Consider the following 17,825-nt stretch of genomic DNA (forward strand, 5'->3'; position numbering starts at 1 on the left):
GCACATCATAGTGCAATTTACGGAACCTTGCGGTAAGCGCCGTCACTCGCCGAGGTGGCCATCGATGCGTACGCCCGCAGCGCCGCCGACACCGGCCGCTCGCGGTCGAGCGGGGTGTACGGCCGCTCCCGCTTCTCCTGCGCGATCTTCCGCGCGGCCAGCGCCTCGTCGGAGACGACGAGCTGGATGGAGCGGGCCGGGATATCGATGTCGATGCGGTCGCCGTCCTCGACGAGCGCGATGAGCCCGCCGCCGGCCGCCTCGGGGCTGATGTGGCCGATCGACAGGCCCGAGGTACCGCCGGAGAAGCGCCCGTCCGTGATCAGCGCGCAGGCGCGGCCCAGGCCGCGGCCCTTGAGGAAGCTGGTGGGGTACAGCATCTCCTGCATCCCCGGGCCGCCCTTGGGGCCCTCGTACCGGATCACGACGACGTCGCCCGCGACGATCTGCTTGGCGAGGATGCCGTCGACCGCGGCCTCCTGCGACTCGAAGACCTTCGCGCGGCCGGAGAAGGTCAGGTTCTCCTCGGGCACGCCGGCCGTCTTGACCACGCAGCCCTCGGGCGCGAGGTTGCCGAAGAGGATCGCGAGGCCGCCGTCCTTCGTGTACGCGTGCTCGACGCTGCGGATGCACCCGTCGGCGCCGTCGGTGTCGAGCGTGCTCCACCGGTTCTCGGTCGAGAACGGCTCGGTGGTACGGACGCCTCCCGGCGCGGCGTGGAACAGCTCGAGCGCCTGCTGCGACGCCTTCCCGCTACGGATGTCCCACTCGTCGACCCACTCCCGGAACGTCGGGGAGTGCACCGACCAGACCGACTCGTCCAGCAGGCCACCGCGCGACAGCTCGCCCATGATCGCCGGGATGCCGCCGGCGCGGTGCACGTCCTCCATGTGGTATTTCTGCGTGTTCGGCGCGACCTTGGCCAGGCACGGCACCCGGCGCGAGACGGCGTCGATGTCGGCGACCGAGAAGTCCAGCTCGGCCTCGCGGGCGGCGGCCAGCAGGTGCAGCACGGTGTTGGTGGAGCCGCCCATCGCGACGTCCAGCGCGACCGCGTTGAAGAAGGCCGGCCGGGACGCGATCGCGCGGGGCAGCACGGAGGCGTCGTCCTGGTCGTAGTACCGCCGGCAGAGATCGACGATCAGCGAACCGGCCTTTTCGAACAGCGCCTTGCGGGCGGCGTGCGTGGCGAGCGTCGAGCCGTTGCCCGGCAGCGCCAGGCCGATCGCCTCGGTCAGGCAGTTCATGGAGTTGGCGGTGAACATGCCGGAGCACGAGCCGCACGTCGGGCAGGCGGAGCGCTCGATCTGGCCGAGCTGCTCGTCCGTGACGGACTCGTTGGCGGAGGCGATCATCGCGTCGATGAGGTCGAGCTTGGCGTCCTTCTCGTGGACGACTCCCTCGATGGCGATGGTCTTGCCGGCTTCCATGGGGCCGCCGGAGACGAAGACGGTGGGGATGTTGAGGCGGAGGGCGGCGAGCAGCATGCCGGGCGTGATTTTGTCGCAGTTGGAGATGCACACGAGGGCGTCGGCGCAGTGGGCCTGCACCATGTACTCGACGGCGTCGGCGATGAGCTCGCGGCTGGGCAGCGAGTACAGCATCCCGCCGTGGCCCATTGCGATGCCGTCGTCGACGGCGATGGTGTTGAACTCCTTGGCGACCCCACCGGCCTCGGCAACCGCGTCGGCAACGATGATGCCGAGGTTGCGGAGGTGGACGTGGCCCGGCACGAACTGCGTGAAACTGTTGGCGATGGCGACAATCGGCTTGCCGAAGTCGGAGTCGGTCATGCCGGTGGCGCGCCAGAGGGCGCGTGCGCCGGCCATGTTGCGACCAGAAGTGGAGGTCTTGGACCGCAGCTCGGGCATACCTGCGAGTCTGACACGTTCCGTATCTTGGGATAGGTTGACTCAGGCCGTGAGATGCGCCAAAGTGGGCTCATGTCGTCGAGGTCGCTCCGAGTACTTATCATCTAGCGCGCCGACGCCTGCCGTCAGCGCGCTAGCCCCCCGTGCCCCGCACGTGGGGTTTTTTCATGTCCGGAGCCTTTGCCAAGACACCTTCGAGCGAAAGTGCTAAAGCGATGACGAGACCCACGCCAGAAGTCCTCGCCCACCGGGGGCACCCGGCCCCGCCGCCGCCCGCCGCGCCGGCCGCCGACAAGAAGACCCAGCCGGAGCTGCTCACCGGGGCGCAGGTACTCGTCCGCTCGCTCGAAGCGCTCGGAGCCGACGTCGTCTTCGGCATCCCGGGCGGCGCGATCCTCCCGGCGTACGACCCGCTGTTCGACTCCGAGACCGTCCGGCACATCCTGGTCCGCCACGAGCAGGGGGCCGGCCACGCCGCCACCGGCTACGCGCAGGCGACCGGCAAGGTCGGCGTGTGCATGGCGACCTCCGGCCCGGGCGCGACAAACCTGGTGACCCCGATCGCCGACGCCTACATGGACTCGGTCGCCATGGTCGCCATCACCGGCCAGGTCGCCTCCGCCTCGATCGGCACGGACGCCTTCCAGGAGGCGGACATCGCGGGCATCACGCTGCCGATCACCAAACACAACTACCTGGTCCAGTCGGGCGAGGAGCTGCCCCGGGTGCTCGCCGAGGCCTTCCACCTGGCCGGCACCGGGCGCCCGGGCCCCGTCCTGGTCGACATCCCCAAGGACGTGCTGCAGAACAAGACCACGTTCAAGTGGCCGCCGACCATGGAGCTGCCCGGGTACCACCCGACGCTGCACCCGCACGGCAAGCAGATCCGCGAGGCCGCCCGCCTGATCGCCGGGGCCAAGCGCCCGGTCCTCTACGTCGGCGGCGGCGTGATCAAGGCCCACGCCTCCGAGGTGCTGCTGAAGCTGGCCGAGCTGATCGGCGCCCCGGTCGTCACCACGCTGATGGCGCGCGGCGCGTTCCCCGACTCCCACCCGCAGCACATGGGCATGCCCGGCATGCACGGCACCGTCGGCGCCGTCTACGCGCTGCAGAAGTCGGACCTGCTCATCACGATCGGTGCCCGCTTCGACGACCGGGTGACCGGCCAGCTGTCGACGTTCGCGCCGAACGCGGCGGTCATCCACGCCGACATCGACCCGGCCGAGATCGGCAAGAACCGCACCGCGGACGTGCCGATCGTCGGCGACGCCAAGCACGTGATCGAGGAGCTCATCACCGCGGTGTCGGCCGAGCACGCGGCCGGGCGCCAGCCGGTGCTCAAGGACTGGTGGGCGACGCTGGAGGACATCCGCGGCCGCTACCCGCTGGGCTACGAGGAGCCTTCGGACGGGACGCTGTCGCCGCAGTACGTCATCGAGCGCATCGGCAGCCTGGTCGGCCCGGAGGCCATCTACACGGCGGGCGTCGGGCAGCACCAGATGTGGGCGGCGCAGTTCATCAAGTACGAAAACCCCGGCACCTGGTTGAACTCGGGCGGCCTGGGCACGATGGGCTACGCGGTGCCCGCCGCGATGGGCGCCAAGGTCGGCCGGCCCGACAAGGTGGTCTGGGCGATCGACGGCGACGGCTGCTTCCAGATGACCAACCAGGAGCTGGCCACCTGCGCGCTGGAGGGCATCCCGATCAAGGTGGCCGTCATCAACAACGGCAACCTGGGCATGGTCCGGCAGTGGCAGACGCTGTTCTACGACCAGCGGTACTCCAACACCGAGCTCGGCACCCACAAGCACCGCATCCCGGACTTCGTGAAGCTCGCCGACGCGCTGGGCTGCGTGGGGCTGCGCTGCGAGACCAAGCGCGACGTCGACGCCACGATCGACGCCGCGATGAAGGTCACCGACCAGCCCGTGGTCATCGACTTCGTGGTCGGCAAGGACGCCATGGTGTGGCCCATGGTTGCGGCCGGCACCAGCAATGACGAGATCATGTTCGCGCGGGGCGTCCGCCCCGCGTTCGACCAGGACGACGTGTAGGAGATCCTGCGACCATGGCCAAGCACACGCTCTCCGTCCTGGTGGAGAACAAGCCCGGAATACTGGCTCGCGTCGCGGGCCTGTTCGCCCGGCGTGGCTTCAACATCGACTCCCTGGCCGTCGGCGAGACCGAGCACCCCGAGGTCTCCCGGATGACGATCGTGGTCAACGCGGACGAATCGCCGCTGGAACAGGTCACCAAGCAGCTCAACAAGCTCGTGCAGGTCCTGAAGATCGTCGAACTCGACACCACCGCCAGCGTGCAGCGCGAGCTGCTGCTGGTGAAGGTCCGCGCGGAACGCCCGGTGCGCTCGCAGGTCCTCGAGACCGTGAACCTGTTCCGGGCCCGCGTGGTCGACGTCGCCGCGGACGCCCTCACCATCGAGGCGACCGGCACGTCGGAAAAGCTGGACGCGCTGCTACGTGACCTGGAGCCGTTCGGTATCAAGGAAATGGTCCAGTCCGGCGTCGTGGCCATCGGCCGCGGTTCGCGCTCCATCACGACCGGCCCGGCGCTCCGCGCCGCCGCCTGAAAATCCTGAGAGGAAACACAATGCCCGCCGAGGTGTTTTACGACGACGACGCCGACCTGTCGTTGATCCAGGCCCGCAAGGTCGCGGTGCTGGGCTACGGCAGCCAGGGTCACGCCCACGCGCTGAGCCTGCGCGACTCCGGCGTCGACGTGCGCATCGGCCTGCCCGAGGGGTCCAAGAGCCGCGCCAAGGCCGAGGAGCAGGGCCTGCGCGTCCTCACCCCGGCCGAGGCGAGCGCCGAGGCGGACGTGATCATGATCCTCGCGCCCGACACCGCGCAGCGCTCGCTCTACACCGAGCACGTCGCCCCGAACCTGACCGCCGGCAAGGCGCTCTTCTTCGGCCACGGCCTCAACATCCGCTTCGGCCTGATCACGCCGCCGGCGGACGTGGACGTGTGCATGGTCGCCCCGAAGGGCCCGGGCCACCTGGTCCGCCGCCAGTTCGTCGACGGCAAGGGCGTGCCCTGCCTCGTGGCGATCGAGCAGGACGCGACCGGCCAGGCCCTGCAGCTGGCCCTGGCCTACGCCGCGGCCATCGGCGGCACCCGCGCCGGCGTGATCAAGACGACGTTCAAGGAGGAGACCGAGACGGACCTCTTCGGCGAGCAGGCCGTCCTCTGCGGCGGCGCGTCGGCCCTGGTCCAGACCGGCTTCGAGGTGCTCACCGAGGCGGGCTACGCCCCGGAGATCGCCTACTTCGAGTGCCTGCACGAGCTCAAGCTCATCGTGGACCTGATGTACGAGGGCGGCATCGCCCGCATGCGCTACAGCGTCTCCGACACCGCCGAGTACGGCGACTACACCCGTGGCCCGCGCGTCATCGACGGCCGGGTCAAGGAGGAGATGAAGCGCATTCTGGGCGAAATCCAGTCGGGCGAGTTCGCCCGCGAGCTGATCGCCGAGGACGACGCGGGCCGCCCGAACTTCACCAAGTACCGCGAGCAGGGCAACAACCACCCGATCGAGGAGACCGGCCGCCAGCTCCGCTCGATGATGAGCTGGGTCGACCGCCCGATCACCGAGACCGCGTGACGATCGCTTGATGAAGGGCCCCTTACTTCGATGAAGTAAGGGGCCCTTTTTTAGAATATTGCTCGGGCCCGCGTCACCTGCGGGCCGTTGCTCCCGCCAGAAATCCCGGCGTCCGCCGTGACAAGGACCGATCAGCCCTGGCGGGCTGCGTTGGCCCGGATCGCGTCGCGGATGTACGCGGCGAGGCCCGGGTGCTCGGTGTCGTAGTTCGCGGTGAACCGGGGGTCCGCGACGTACATGTCGCCGAGCCCCTGGTGGATCTCGGTCGAGCAGTCGTAGAACCACCGGCTGATGTGCTGCCGGTGCGCCTCGGCGAGGTCCATGGCCCGCGCGTCGTCCGCGGGCACGCCGGCGCCGAACGCGGCGGCGAACCCGGCCGTGTTCTCGGCGGCCTCGGCCTTGATCGACTGCCAGTCGTCCTTGGTGTACCGCGCCGTACGCTGCGCGGACTGCCGGTACGCCTCGGTGTTGCCCCAGCGCTGCTCGACCTCGTCGGCGTACTGGTCGGGGTCGGAGGAGCCGAACAGCTCCCGCTTCTCCTCGGGGGTCAGGTTCATCGTCATGTCCTCCAGCGTGGAGTCTCCAGCGACTGGAGGGTCAACCCCTTGGGCGCGGATAAATCCGAACACTCCGTGTCCGAATTTATCCGACTTATCAGCATAAGTTGCGCGCTGTTACGGTGGCCCGATGAGCGAGCTGGAGCAGATTCTCGCCCCCCACGTCAGCAGCGGCGCGATCCCCGGCGCCGTGGCCGTGATCGACCGCGACGGCCGGCGGGAGGTCGCCGTCGTGGGCGACGCGATCGTCGGTACCGCCCCGATGACCGAGGACGCGATTTTCCGCATCGCGTCCGCGACGAAGCCCGTCACCGCGGCGACCTTGATGGCGCTGGTGGACGACGGGGCGGTACACCTCGAGGATCCCGTGCGGGAGTGGCTGCCGGAGCTGTCCGCCCCGCTGGTGGCCCGCGCCCCGGACGCCCCGGCCGGCGACGTCGTCCCCGCGGCGCGCCCGATCACCGTGCACGACCTGCTCAGCTCGACCACGGGCTGGGGCTTCCCGTCCGACTTCACGCTCCCGGCCGTCCAGGCCCTGTTCCCGGTCCAGCTGGACGGCCGCAACGTGCAGGCGTTCCCGCCGCGCGACCGGTGGCTGCGCGACCTCGCCGGCGTCCCGATGCTCTACCAGCCGGGGCAGGCGTGGCTGTACGACACCAGCTCCACCCTCCAGGGCGCCCTCATCGAACGCATCACGTCGCGCCCGCTGGGCGAGGTGATGGCGGAGCGCATCTTCGCGCCGCTGGCCATGCACGACGCGGCGTTCCACGTGCCGGGCGCGCAGCGGCACCGGATGACAACGCTGTACCAGCCGGGCGACGACGGCCTGGAGCCGGTCGACGGCCCCGAGGGCCAGTGGAGCACGCCGCCCGCGTTCGAGCTGGGCAACGGCGGCCTGGCGATGACCGCGGGCGACTGGGTCGCGTTCGGCCGGATGCTCCTGGCCGGGGGCGTCGCGCCGGACGGCCGGCGGGTGCTCGCCGAGGCGTCCGTGCGCGCGATGACCACGGACGCCACGACCTCGGCCCAGCGCGCGCCCGCGCGGCTGTTCCTCGAGGAGGGACAGGGCTGGGGGTACGGCGGATCGGTCGACCTCGCGGCCGCGGGCCCGGGCCTCGTGCCCGGTCGCTACGGCTGGGTCGGCGGCACGGGCACCTCGGCGTACGTGACGCCCGCGACCTCGACCGTCGGCGTGCTCTTCACCCAGGTGAACGCCACGAGCCCGGTGACGCCGCCCTGGATGGTCGACTTCTGGCGGTACACGGCGGCGTAGGGGCGATGCGAGAACGGCCCCGGCGGGCAGGGAGTCCGCGCCGGGGCCGTTCGCTGTTCCCTGATCGGGCCGGCCGGTCAGGAGCGCACGTAGTCCTTGTCGCCACCGTCGTACTGCTTGTCGCCGTCGTACGCCTGCTCGCCGTTGTAGGCCTGCTCGCCCTCGTAGCCCTGGTTCGCGTCGTAGTCCTTGGCGTCGGCGTCGTAGTTCTTGTCCCCGTCGTAGTTCTTGTCCGCGTCGGCGTCGTAGTTCTTGTCGTCCGCGTTGTAGGCCTTCTCGCCCTCGTACGCCTTGTCCTCGTCGTACGCCTTGTCGCCGTCGTGGCCCTTGTCGCCGTCGTGGCCCTTGTCGGCGTCGTACGCCTTGTCCTCGTCGTACCCGTGGTCGCCCTCGTACGCCTTATCGCCGTACGCCTGCTCGTGGTCGGCGTGTTCGTCGTACCCCGGAGCGTGCCCCGCCTCGTAGCCGTGCACCTTCTCCTCGATGCGCTCGATCGCCTCGTGGACCTTCTCCTCGATGTCCCCGTGCGCGTCGTAGCCGTGCGCCTCGTAGCCGGGCCGGTACTCGGCCTCATGGCCGTGCGCCTCGTAGCCGGCCTCGTGACCGTGCGGCTCGTAGCCGGGCTCGTGCCCCGCGTCGTAGCCATGCTCTTGACCGGCGTCGTAGCCGCCGTCGTAGTACTCGCTCATCTCGCTCTCCTCGCGCCGGTGCCGGGTGTGTCGCTGATGCCGGTGGACACGGCCCGCGCGCGGTCGCGGGTTCAGGCGGCGAGCGTCAGGAGTGCGACACCACGCCCAGAGCGACACGCGTCCGCGCGGGCGCCCGGAGGCGGTGTGGGGTGGGCAGAGGCCGATTGCCACCCACCCTGGCGTTCGCGCGGACACGAGCCGCGCGGACGCGTCGCCCGTGCGGCGCTCCGTCTGATTCGGCCCGGGGACTGCATCGCCTTGCCTGACGCCGCCCGAGTACCGAGGCCGCGTACACCCGCCGCCGGGCGCCTGTGCGGACACGGCGCATCTGCGGCGGTCTGCCTGGCGCTCGGGCGGCAGCGTGCACGCGCGGGAACGTGCGCTCGGCCGGGCGTCGGGCGGGGGCGCTCGGGTGGCGTTGGGCCCGGCGTTGCGGTCCCCGAGTGGCGGGGCGCTCGGGCGCGTGCGACCGCTACACGGTGAGCGTTTCTTGCCACCGGTGGACTTTGCCGGTGTCCGAGCGCGCGGGTGCCTCGTGTGAGGGGTTGTGATCGCGCTCACGTCTTTGTATCCGTGGGGGGTGGGGCGGCGGGCCTACCATCGCCTGAAGAGGCCGTCCGCCCGGCCCCGTCGCGGTTCCCCCCAGTGCGTGGCGGGCAGTGTCGCGCGCCCCGCAGCCGACGCCGACCGAAGCCTGGAAGTCGAGGTCCTATGATCCTCCCTCCTGACCGCCCGGTGGTGCTCATCGCCGAGGAGCTGGCTCCCGCCGCTCTCGAGGTGCTCGCCGACGACTACGAGGTCCGTCACATCGACGGTACGGACCGCCCCGCCCTGCTGGCCGAGCTCGCCGACGCGAGCGCCGTGATCGTGCGCAGCGCCACCCGCATCGATGCCGAGGCGGTCGCCGCGGCGCCCCGGCTCAAGGTTGTCGCGCGTGCCGGCGTCGGCCTGGACAACGTCGACGTGCCGGCCGCGACCGCGCGTGGCGTCATGGTCGTCAACGCGCCCACGTCCAACATCGTCTCCGCGGCCGAGCAGGCCGTCGCGCTGCTGCTCGCCGTCGCGCGCAACACCGCCGCCGCGTCCGCCGCGCTCAAGGCGGGGGAGTGGAAGCGCTCGAAGTACACCGGCGTCGAACTTTCCGGAAAGATCGTCGGAGTGGTCGGCCTCGGGCGCATCGGTGTGCTTTTCGCGCAGCGCATGGCGGCTTTCGGGGTCCGGCTGGTCGCGTACGACCCGTACATCCAGCCGGCGCGCGCGGCGGGGCTCGGGGTACGGCTGCTGGGGTTGGACGAGCTCCTCCGGGAGAGTGACTTCATCTCGATCCACCTGCCCAAGACGCCGGAGACCGTCGGGCTGATCGGCGTGCGTGAGCTTTCGATCGTCAAGCCGGGCGTGCGCATCATCAACGCGGCGCGCGGAGGCCTCGTCGACGAGCAGGCGCTCGCCGACGCGATCGCCGACGGGCGGGTCGCGGGCGCGGGCATCGACGTGTTCTCGAAGGAGCCGTGCGTCGCCTCGCCGCTGTTCGCGTTCGACAGCGTGGTCGCCACCCCGCACCTGGGCGCCTCCACGGTGGAGGCGCAGGACAAGGCCGGTCTCGCGGTCGCGCGCAGCGTCAAACTCGCCCTCGACGGCGAGTTTGTGCCCGACGCGGTGAACGTGCAGGCCGGCGGCGTGGTCGCGGAGGAGGTGCGGCCGCTGCTGCCGCTGGCGGAGCGGCTCGGCGCCGTGTTCACCGCGGTCGCGGGCGGCATCGCGTCGTCGGTGACCGTCGAGGTGCACGGCGAGGTGGCCAAGCACGACGTGTCGGTGCTGAAGCTGGCGGCCACCAAGGGGCTGTTCGGCAGCGTGGTGGCGGAGCAGGTAACGTACGTGAACGCTCCTCATCTGGCGGCCGATCGCGGGGTCGAGGTAGCACTCGCGGTCTTCACCGACTCATCCGACCAGCCCAACCTGGTGACCGTGCGTGGAGCGCTGCCGGACGGGCGGGTAGCCTCGGTATCCGGTACGTATGTCGCGGGCCCGCGCGAGTCGCTGAAGCTGACCGAGATCGACGGCTTCAGTCTCGAGCTGGCGGCGGAGGGCGTGCTGTTGTTCTTCCGCTATGCCGATCGCCCCGGCGTGGTGGGCACGGTGGGGTCGATACTGGGTTCCGCGGGGGTCAACATCGGTTCGATGCAGGTCGCCCGGCGCGAGGCCGGCGGGGAGGCGCTCATGACGCTCACCGTCGACCAGGCGGTCGGTGCGGATCTGCTCGGCGAGGCCCAGCTGGCCATCGGCGCGACCGCGGCAAGCACGGCGGACCTGTCCGCCGACTAGGGACTTTCCTCCAAGAGGGCGGGGAGCGTGGCGGCGCTCCCCGCCCTCATTCTTTTCCGCGGCTTCTCAGTGGGCGGGACGTGCGTCCACGGACTAGGACGGGAGCGTACGGTTGAGCGGTCTACGAGAGGGGCTAGAGGTGGCGAAGATCGCGGTGGTGGCCGGGGACGGCATCGGCACCGAGGTGGTGGCGCAGGCGCTCAAGGTGCTGCGCGTCGTGCTGCCCGGCGTCGAGACGACCGACTACGACCTGGGCGCCGCCCGGTACAACCGCACCGGCGAGGTCCTGCCCACCAGCGTGCTGGACGAGCTGCGCGGCCACGACGCCATCCTGCTCGGCGCGGTCGGCGACCCCAGCGTCCCGCCGGGCGTGCTGGAACGGGGCCTGCTGCTGAAGCTGCGCTTCGACTTCGACCAGTACGTCAACCTGCGCCCCTCCCGCCTCTGGCCGGGCACCACCAGCCCGCTGGCCGGCGTGAAGCCGGGCGAGATCGACCTCGTCGTGGTCCGCGAGGGTACCGAGGGCCTGTACGTCGGCGCCGGCGGCAACCTGCACCAGGACACGCCCGCCGAGGTCGCCACCGAGGAGAGCCTCAACACCCGCCACGGCGTCGAGCGCGTCATCCGCGACGCCTTCGCCCGCGCGGCCAAGCGCCCGCGGCGCAAGGTGACGCTGGTGCACAAGACAAACGTGCTCACCCACGCCGGCGGCCTGTGGGCCCGGACCTTCAACGCGGTCAAGGCCGAGTTCCCGGACATCGAGACCGAGTACCAGCACGTCGACGCGGCCGCCATGTTCCTGGTGAGCAACCCCCAGCGCTACGACGTGGTCGTCACCGACAACCTGTTCGGCGACATCCTCACCGACATCGCCGCCGCCGTCACCGGCGGCATCGGGCTGGCCGCCAGCGGCTCCATCAACCCGGAGCGCGCGTTCCCGTCGATGTTCGAGCCGGTACACGGATCGGCCCCCGACATCGCGGGCAAGGGCGTCGCCGACCCGTCGGCCGCTGTGCTGTCGACGGCGCTGCTGCTGGACCACCTCGGCCACCCCGAGGCGGCGGCGCGCGTGACCGAGGCCGTCGGCAACGAGGTCGCGGGTCGCAGCCCGGGCTCGGCGCTGTCCACCGACGCGATCGGTGACCGCCTCGCGGCCGCGGTGGCGTAACGGCGCGCTGGCTGCGATTGAACGTCCGTTCGGGTAAGTTGGCGGCACCGGCACGCGGCGTGAGTGTGCCGCCGCGACTTCTTGTGGAGGCATGCATGAACGGCGGTGAAACGCTCGACTTCGAGATTCGTCCGAACACGCAGCCCGTAGCCGCCGCGGAGCGATCCGCGCTGATGGCCAACCCGGGATTCGGACGGATCTTCACCGACCACATGGTCACCGTGCGCTACGCCGAGGGTAAGGGCTGGTACGACGCCCGGGTCGAGCCGCGGGGGCCGATCCCGATGGACCCGGCCAGCGCGGTGCTGCACTATGCGCAGGAGATCTTCGAGGGGCTCAAGGCGTACCGGGCGGCGGACGGCGGCGTGACGATGTTCCGCCCCGACGCGAACGCGGCCCGGTTCCGCAACTCGGCGCGGCGCCTCGCGATGGCGCCCGTGCCGGACCGGCTCTTCCTGGACTCGCTCGAGGCGCTCATCCGCGCCGACCGGGACTGGGTGCCGACCGACCCGGAGGGCAGCCTGTACCTGCGGCCCTTCCAGTACGCCAGTGAGGTCTTCCTGGGGGTCAAGCCGTCCTCGGAGTACCTCTTCCTGGTCATCGCCTCGCCGGTCGGCAGCTACTTCAAGGGTGGCGTGCAGCCCGTCAGCGTCTGGGTCTCGCGGGACTACACCCGCGCGGCGCCCGGCGGCACGGGCGCGGCCAAGTGCGGCGGCAACTACGCGGCGAGCCTCGTGGCCCAGGCCGAGGCGATCGAGCACGGCTGTGACCAGGTCGTCTTCCTGGACGCGGTCGAGCAGAAGTACGTCGAGGAGCTCGGCGGTATGAACGTGTTCTACGTGTTCGACGACGGGTCGATCACGACGCCGCCGCTCACCGGCTCGATCCTGCCCGGCATCACCCGTGAGTCGGTCCTGCGCCTGGCCGCGGACAAGGGGCACGTGGTGCGTGAGGAGCAGTACTCGTACGAGCAGTGGCGCGCCGACGCCGCCTCGGGCCGCCTGCGTGAGGCGTTCGCGTGCGGGACGGCCGCGGTCATCACGCCGATCGGTACCGTGCGCGACGCCGACGGGGAGTTCACCGTCGGGGAGGGCAAGGCCGGCGACGTGACGATGGGGCTGCGGGAGCAGCTTGTTTCGATCCAGCGGGGGACCGCCCCGGACCCGTACGGCTGGGTCCATCGCGTCTTGTAACGAAGCGTTCACAAGCGGCGCCGGGTTTTCGCCCGGCGCCGCTTGTGCTTTGTCGGACTTGTCCGACTCGCACCGCTGGTGGGTGTTGTGCGGGCTCTCGGGGGTTCGGTGAGCGCTCGGGCGGTGAGCTCCACGCATGTCGCCCGGCGGCGGAAATGTCGGATATGTCGGTCGGTTCGGCCGCGAAGCGGCCGACATATCCGGGTGGGAATGTCTCAAAGGGGAGCGGCGTCTCGGCACGGGCTTAGCTGGGTTGCGGGGCCGAGGGCGGGCGTCGCGACCTGAGTCGGCTCTCCAGGCGGTGTGAGCGTCGCGGCAGAGCCGCCGTGCCGGGCCGACCCCGGGCGCCTCGACGAGAGCGGTTCCGCGCACACCTCAGGCCGACCAGCGACCCAGATTCGAGGTCCGCGCCGCCCCCGCGCGCGACCCCCGAGGCGCCGGCCGCTCGTACGCCAGCTGCAGCGCCTCCTCCGCCAGCTCCGCATCCGGGCAGGGCCAGAACGCCTTGCACTCGCAGAAGTTGTCGGTGCGCGGGCGGTGGGCGCCGTGCAGGGCGCGCGCCACACGCCAGAGCATCGGGTCGGCGCAGCCCAGCGGCGGTTCGACCGGCGGCTCGGCGGCCGGCTCCCGCGGTACTCCGTCGATCATGCTGCGCCCCCAAAGACCCGAGACCCTATGCGCACCCGATGTGCCGATAGCAACGGTAACGGTGATTCCGGCACCGACGCAGACACGATGTGCGCAACTTGCACGACCGGGTTACGGGCCACGGGGCAAATGCCCGGAAAATGCGTACGGGTGCCGGAGCCGCCACTCCGACACCCGTACAAGAGGAAAGCTCCTAGTCGGAAGCCGCCTCTGCATCGAGGGTTACCGCCAACGCGTGAACTACCGCGGCGACGCGCAACACCTCGTCGACCGCTTCGCGGGACACCCCTGCACCGCGAAGCGATCTTTCGTGCGATTCCAGGCACACCCCGCACCCGGTGATCGCGGATACTGCAACTGACCACGCCTCGACGTCGGCGGCGCCGACCCCGGGCGTGGAGGAGACCTGGCGGCGCAGGCGCGCGGGCAGGCTCTGGTACGCCTCGTCACCGATGAGGTGCTTGGCGCGGAAGTACACGTTGTGGATCGCCATGCGCGACGCGACCGCCTTCGCGGCCTCGATCGCGTCCGGCTTGAGCCGGCCCGCGACCTCCGCGGCGACGTTGCGGATCACCGGCACGCTGCGGGTCGTCATCGCGCCGGCAAGCACGGCGCCCCACAGCTGCTGCTCGTCCAGGAGGTCCGCGGCGAGGATCGAGTCGAAGTTGAGCCGCAGATCGTGCGCGTACGGCGGAATCGCCGCCCGAAGCGTCTCGATGGACACGAACCTCACCCCCTCACCAACGGTGATCGACGCCCCGCACGGGGGCGTCGTTCCGGACTGGCTCCAACAGTGACCGACGCTCGTTACGAGGACGTGACGAACAGGGTGAATCGTGAAGCAGATCACCCCGTTTCTCAAAATCCGGAATCACGTGTCACGCGAGGCTCGTGCGTGGCAAGCTACCGAACGTGACTCGGCTCATTATTGGCCCCTAGCGCGCCCGGCAACCACCCGCCGGACGCGCAGACCTCTCGCATTTCGCGAGGGGTCTTTTTGTTGGCCCCGATCCGCCGAGACCGAAGGCCCCCTCTTCCCGCCGAAGGAGCAAAACCATGCAGGTGTACGACACGACGCTGCGCGACGGGGCCCAGCGCGAGGCGATCAGCTACTCCGTCGTCGACAAGCTCGCGGTCGCGCGGCTGCTCGACGAGTTCGGCGTCGGGTTCATCGAAGGCGGCTGGCCCGGGGCGATGCCGAAGGACACCGAGTTCTTCCGCCGGGCGCGCACGGAGCTCAACCTCAAGCACGCCGTCTTCGTGGCGTTCGGCGCGACCCGCAAGGCCGGCGTGCGCGTCCAGGACGACCCCCAGGTCCGGGCGCTGCTGGAGGCCGACACCCCGGCCGTGACGCTCGTGGCCAAGTCCGACATCCGCCACGTGGAGCGCGCCCTGCGGACCACGCGCGAGGAGAACCTCGCGATGGTGCGCGACACCGTCGGGTACCTCGTCGCCGAGGGCCGCCGGGTCTTCCTCGACTGCGAGCACTTCTTCGACGGGTACCGCTTCGACCCCGAGTACACCGCGAGCGTCGCCGCGGCCGCGCTCGCCGCCGGCGCCGAGGCCGCCGTCATGTGCGACACCAACGGCGGCATGCTGCCCTCCCTGATCACCGGCACCATCTCCGAGGTCCGCGACCGGCTCGCCGTCGCGCTCGGGGTCAGCGCCGAGGAGGCCGTCGCGCGCCTCGGCATCCACTGCCAGAACGACACCTCGTGCGCGGTCGCGAACACCGTCGCCGCGGTCGAGGCCGGGGTGCCGCACTTCCAGTGCACCGCCAACGGCTACGGCGAGCGGCCCGGCAACGCCGACCTGTTCGCCGTCGTCGGCAACCTCCAGCTCAAGCTCGGGATGCCCGTCCTACCGGAGGGCTGCATCGAGCAGATGGTGCGCGTCTCGCACTCCATCGCCGAGATCGCCAACATCGCACCCGACACCCACCAGGCCTACGTCGGGTCGTCAGCGTTCGCTCACAAGGCGGGCCTGCACGCGAGCGCGATCAAAGTGGACCCCGTGTTGTACAACCACATCGACCCGGTCGTCGTGGGCAACGACATGCGGATCCTGGTCACCGAGATGGCCGGCCGGGCCAGCATCGAGCTCAAGGCGCGCGAGCTCGGTGTCGACCTGGCCGGCCACCCGGAGGCGCTGTCGCGGGTCACGAACCGGGTCAAGGAGCTCGAGGCCCAGGGCTGGTCCTTCGAGGCCGCCGACGCCTCGTTCGAGCTGCTCGCGCGGGCCGAGCTGGCCGAGGGGGCGCTGCCGAGGCCGTTCGCGCTGGAGTCGTACCGGGTGCTGGTCGAGCACCGCGAGGACGGCGCGGTCGTGTCCGAGGCGACCGTGAAGGTACGCGTCCGCGGCGAGCGGGTCATCGCCACCGCCGAGGGCAACGGGCCCGTCAACGCCCTGGACGAGGCGCTGCGCGTCGCGCTCACCCGGCACTACCCGGAGCTGGGCCGCTTCCAGCTCGCCGACTACAAGGTGCGCATCCTCGAGGGCAGCCACGGCACGGGCGCGGTCACCCGCGTGCTCGTCGAGACGCACGCGACCGGGGGCGACTGGACCACCGTCGGCGTGCACGAGAACGTCGTCGAGGCCAGCTGGCAGGCGCTCGTCGACGCGCTGACCTACGGACTTTCGCACGCGGTGCGCGTCTGACGGTTTTTCGCCCGTGGCACCACGGGCATGGCTAGGGCGGTCCCTCCCGGCCGAAGGCCTTTCGGGACCGCCCTTTTGTCTGGCGGGAGCGACGGTCCGCAAGTGATGCGGACCCGAGCAAAAAGCTAAGGGCATTTGTTCTGTTTGTACGCGCTGAGCGCGGCCGGGTCCGGTTCGAAACGCCACAGCCCGTTCTGGTACTTCACCGTGCTCTGCCCCGTCGTCTGGGCGGTCCCGGCGGTGGCGGTGTGCGTCCACTTGATCGTCGCCGTCGCGTCGTCGACCGGCGTCACGCCCGTGACCTGGTACTCACCCTGCTGCCCGGTGCAGGTCGCGACGAGGTCGATGTAGGCGTCCTTGGCGATCGCCGCCTTGGCGCTGTCGGTCCAGAGGTCCCAGGCGCCGGCCCAGTCGCCGTCCGACAGGTTGTCGAGCACCTGCTCGGCCGTCACCTGCGCCGACTGCGCGTCCTGCGGCTGCGCGGTCACCTCCACCGTCGGCCGGTCCGACGCCGAGTCCGCCTTGTCGGCCTTGTCCGAGCAGGCGGCCGCCGCGCTCAGGACCAGCGGCACGGCGATGGCGAGCGCGAGACCGCGAAACGTTCGTGTCACCCATCTGCTCCAACGTGTTCAACGTCCGGGCGGGGGCCCGATTCGTACGTGAAGGTACTCCCGGCCAACGAACCGCGCATAGCCGGAGGTACGCCTTCGGTACGTTCGGCCGGTTTCAGGCCTTCGGCAGGACCAGTTCGGCATAGACCGCTTTGTGGTCGGAGTCGGGAATGCGGTGAACCGACACCTTCCGGACACCCACCCGACGGTCTGCCACCACGTGGTCGAGCACCACGCCGGGGATGAACCAGCGCTCGTCGTACGGCCACGAGGCGTCGAACCCCGCCCCCGCGACGTCCGCGGCGTCGCGGTAGCCCGTGTCGAGCACCGCGCGGAAGCGCTCGTGGTCCAGCGTCGCGTTGAAGTCGCCGATGAGCAGGTTCACCGGGCCCTGCGGCGTCGCGGCCGGCTCCTGCACGATGTCGTGCTCCCAGCAGTCCGCGCCGTGCGCGGTCGCGGGCGCGCACGGATGCACGGACTCGACCCGCACGGCCTTCGCGCCGGGGACCGCCACGCCGGCCTGGGCCTGGCCGAAGTCGCTGCGGAAGTGGCGGTACCCGAGGTCCGTCACCGGGAAGCGGCTGTACACCGCGGAGCCGGTCACGCCCGGGCGCGGGTACGACACCGCGTTGGGCAGCATCGTGTCCAGCCCCGCCGCGTTGAGCGCGGCCTTGGCCTCCGGGGTGTACTCCTGCAGCGCCACCAGGTCCACGTGGAGGTCGCGCACCAGCCCGACGATGGTGCCCGCGTCCGCGCCGCCCATGAGCATGTTGACGCTGAGCACGCGCAGCCCCGGCCCGTCCTGCGGCGTCGGGTCGCTGTCGGCGATCCAGCGCGGCAGCACGCAGGCCGCGAGCGCGATCGTCGCGACGGCGGTGAGGACGGCGGGCCAGAGCCGCTTCGTGAGCAGGGCGACGACGAGCGGGACCAGGGAGGCGGCCGCGACGTAGGGCGTGAAGGCGATGAGCTGGACGGTGGGGAATCCGGTGTCGAGGCCGAACACGCGCAGGGCCGCCCACAGGACGAAGGGCACCGCCATGAGCCACACCACGGCGCTCCACCACCGGCTGCGTCGCCTGACCGGCTTCTCGGGCAGCAACGGCAGGGTGTCCTCCGTGGTGACCATACGGCCAGCGTAGGACAGGCCCGCAACATACGGCCGAATCGTCACAGGACCTTCACGTGCGGGGTGCGCTCCCGCGCGTTGTCCCTTC

15 protein-coding genes are annotated in these 17,825 nt (G+C 70.7%); 8 read left to right on the forward strand and 7 right to left on the reverse strand.

Annotated elements, in window-relative coordinates; genetic code table 11:
* Positions 1 to 17 precede the first annotated feature (17 nt).
* A complete protein-coding gene (gene ilvD / locus ACPPVO_RS07665) occupies positions 18 to 1,871 on the reverse strand; it encodes a dihydroxy-acid dehydratase (RefSeq protein WP_426510552.1) in 1,854 nt (617 codons plus the stop codon).
* 215 nt (positions 1,872 to 2,086) lie between these two features.
* On the opposite strand from ilvD, the gene ACPPVO_RS07670 reads away from it, so the two are divergent.
* The 3 genes from ACPPVO_RS07670 to ilvC are packed head-to-tail and all read left to right on the forward strand — an operon-like array spanning position 2,087 to position 5,492.
* Positions 2,087 to 3,925, forward strand: coding sequence for an acetolactate synthase large subunit (locus ACPPVO_RS07670; RefSeq protein ID WP_426510553.1), 1,839 nt, complete (start codon positions 2,087 to 2,089; stop codon positions 3,923 to 3,925).
* Positions 3,926 to 3,939: 14 nt separating this feature from the next.
* Positions 3,940 to 4,458 carry an acetolactate synthase small subunit gene (ilvN, locus tag ACPPVO_RS07675; RefSeq protein ID WP_223101686.1) on the forward strand — a complete coding sequence of 173 codons (519 nt, stop codon included), beginning with the start codon at positions 3,940 to 3,942 and terminating at the stop codon, positions 4,456 to 4,458.
* A 20-nt stretch (positions 4,459 to 4,478) separates the two neighbouring features.
* Positions 4,479 to 5,492 carry a ketol-acid reductoisomerase gene (gene ilvC / locus ACPPVO_RS07680; protein WP_360369334.1) on the forward strand — a complete coding sequence of 338 codons (1,014 nt, stop codon included), beginning with the start codon at positions 4,479 to 4,481 and terminating at the stop codon, positions 5,490 to 5,492.
* 131 nt (positions 5,493 to 5,623) lie between these two features.
* Here the strand turns inward: ilvC and ACPPVO_RS07685 are convergent, their stop codons facing one another.
* Positions 5,624 to 6,055, reverse strand: coding sequence for a TipAS antibiotic-recognition domain-containing protein (locus tag ACPPVO_RS07685; protein WP_426510554.1), 432 nt, complete (start codon positions 6,053 to 6,055; stop codon positions 5,624 to 5,626).
* A gap of 124 nt (positions 6,056 to 6,179) precedes the next feature.
* Here ACPPVO_RS07685 and ACPPVO_RS07690 point away from each other — a divergent pair, with 124 nt between their 5' ends.
* Positions 6,180 to 7,322, forward strand: coding sequence for a serine hydrolase domain-containing protein (locus ACPPVO_RS07690; protein WP_426510555.1), 1,143 nt, complete (start codon positions 6,180 to 6,182; stop codon positions 7,320 to 7,322).
* A 77-nt stretch (positions 7,323 to 7,399) separates the two neighbouring features.
* Here ACPPVO_RS07690 and ACPPVO_RS07695 read toward each other — a convergent pair whose 3' ends face one another.
* Complete coding sequence (locus tag ACPPVO_RS07695) at positions 7,400 to 8,011, reverse strand: hypothetical protein (RefSeq protein WP_426510556.1); 612 nt, start codon at positions 8,009 to 8,011, stop codon at positions 7,400 to 7,402.
* A gap of 711 nt (positions 8,012 to 8,722) precedes the next feature.
* On the opposite strand from ACPPVO_RS07695, the gene serA reads away from it, so the two are divergent.
* The 3 genes from serA (at position 8,723) to ACPPVO_RS07710 (ending at position 12,694) form a co-directional block, all read left to right on the forward strand.
* On the forward strand, positions 8,723 to 10,333 hold the full coding sequence (gene serA / locus ACPPVO_RS07700; RefSeq protein WP_426510557.1) for a phosphoglycerate dehydrogenase: 1,611 nt from the start codon (positions 8,723 to 8,725) through the stop codon (positions 10,331 to 10,333).
* Positions 10,334 to 10,472: 139 nt separating this feature from the next.
* A complete protein-coding gene (locus tag ACPPVO_RS07705) occupies positions 10,473 to 11,501 on the forward strand; it encodes a 3-isopropylmalate dehydrogenase (protein ID WP_426510558.1) in 1,029 nt (342 codons plus the stop codon).
* Positions 11,502 to 11,596: 95 nt separating this feature from the next.
* The gene (locus ACPPVO_RS07710) at positions 11,597 to 12,694 is read left to right on the forward strand and encodes a branched-chain amino acid aminotransferase (RefSeq protein ID WP_426510559.1); all 1,098 of its coding nucleotides are present in this window, start codon (positions 11,597 to 11,599) and stop codon (positions 12,692 to 12,694) included.
* Between the two features lie 375 nt (positions 12,695 to 13,069).
* Here the strand turns inward: ACPPVO_RS07710 and ACPPVO_RS07715 are convergent, their stop codons facing one another.
* On the reverse strand, positions 13,070 to 13,342 hold the full coding sequence (locus ACPPVO_RS07715) for a hypothetical protein (RefSeq protein WP_426510560.1): 273 nt from the start codon (positions 13,340 to 13,342) through the stop codon (positions 13,070 to 13,072).
* A 193-nt stretch (positions 13,343 to 13,535) separates the two neighbouring features.
* Complete coding sequence (locus ACPPVO_RS07720; protein ID WP_426510561.1) at positions 13,536 to 14,066, reverse strand: carboxymuconolactone decarboxylase family protein; 531 nt, start codon at positions 14,064 to 14,066, stop codon at positions 13,536 to 13,538.
* A gap of 332 nt (positions 14,067 to 14,398) precedes the next feature.
* On the opposite strand from ACPPVO_RS07720, the gene cimA reads away from it, so the two are divergent.
* Positions 14,399 to 16,000: a citramalate synthase gene (gene cimA, locus ACPPVO_RS07725; RefSeq protein ID WP_426510562.1), complete on the forward strand. Its 1,602-nt coding sequence runs from the start codon at positions 14,399 to 14,401 to the stop codon at positions 15,998 to 16,000.
* A gap of 125 nt (positions 16,001 to 16,125) precedes the next feature.
* Here cimA and ACPPVO_RS07730 read toward each other — a convergent pair whose 3' ends face one another.
* Complete coding sequence (locus ACPPVO_RS07730) at positions 16,126 to 16,611, reverse strand: hypothetical protein (protein ID WP_360369361.1); 486 nt, start codon at positions 16,609 to 16,611, stop codon at positions 16,126 to 16,128.
* Positions 16,612 to 16,726: 115 nt separating this feature from the next.
* A complete protein-coding gene (locus ACPPVO_RS07735; protein WP_426510563.1) occupies positions 16,727 to 17,737 on the reverse strand; it encodes an endonuclease/exonuclease/phosphatase family protein in 1,011 nt (336 codons plus the stop codon).
* Between the last annotated feature and the right edge of the window lie 88 nt (positions 17,738 to 17,825).

Source organism: Dactylosporangium sp. McL0621, from assembly GCF_049995355.1.
In the GTDB taxonomy this organism is placed as follows: domain Bacteria; phylum Actinomycetota; class Actinomycetes; order Mycobacteriales; family Micromonosporaceae; genus Dactylosporangium.

Bases quoted from the DNA above. Each gene is read 5' to 3' on its own strand.
- ilvD (WP_426510552.1), bottom strand. From the start codon at position 1,871: ATGCCCGAGCTGCGGTCCAAGACCTCCACTTCTGGTCGCAACATGGCC.
- ACPPVO_RS07670 (WP_426510553.1), top strand. From the start codon at position 2,087: ATGACGAGACCCACGCCAGAAGTCCTCGCCCACCGGGGGCACCCGGCC.
- ilvN (WP_223101686.1), top strand. From the start codon at position 3,940: ATGGCCAAGCACACGCTCTCCGTCCTGGTGGAGAACAAGCCCGGAATA.
- ilvC (WP_360369334.1), top strand. From the start codon at position 4,479: ATGCCCGCCGAGGTGTTTTACGACGACGACGCCGACCTGTCGTTGATC.
- ACPPVO_RS07685 (WP_426510554.1), bottom strand. From the start codon at position 6,055: ATGACGATGAACCTGACCCCCGAGGAGAAGCGGGAGCTGTTCGGCTCC.
- ACPPVO_RS07690 (WP_426510555.1), top strand. From the start codon at position 6,180: ATGAGCGAGCTGGAGCAGATTCTCGCCCCCCACGTCAGCAGCGGCGCG.
- ACPPVO_RS07695 (WP_426510556.1), bottom strand. From the start codon at position 8,011: ATGAGCGAGTACTACGACGGCGGCTACGACGCCGGTCAAGAGCATGGC.
- serA (WP_426510557.1), top strand. From the start codon at position 8,723: ATGATCCTCCCTCCTGACCGCCCGGTGGTGCTCATCGCCGAGGAGCTG.
- ACPPVO_RS07710 (WP_426510559.1), top strand. From the start codon at position 11,597: ATGAACGGCGGTGAAACGCTCGACTTCGAGATTCGTCCGAACACGCAG.
- ACPPVO_RS07715 (WP_426510560.1), bottom strand. From the start codon at position 13,342: ATGATCGACGGAGTACCGCGGGAGCCGGCCGCCGAGCCGCCGGTCGAA.
- cimA (WP_426510562.1), top strand. From the start codon at position 14,399: ATGCAGGTGTACGACACGACGCTGCGCGACGGGGCCCAGCGCGAGGCG.
- ACPPVO_RS07735 (WP_426510563.1), bottom strand. From the start codon at position 17,737: ATGGTCACCACGGAGGACACCCTGCCGTTGCTGCCCGAGAAGCCGGTC.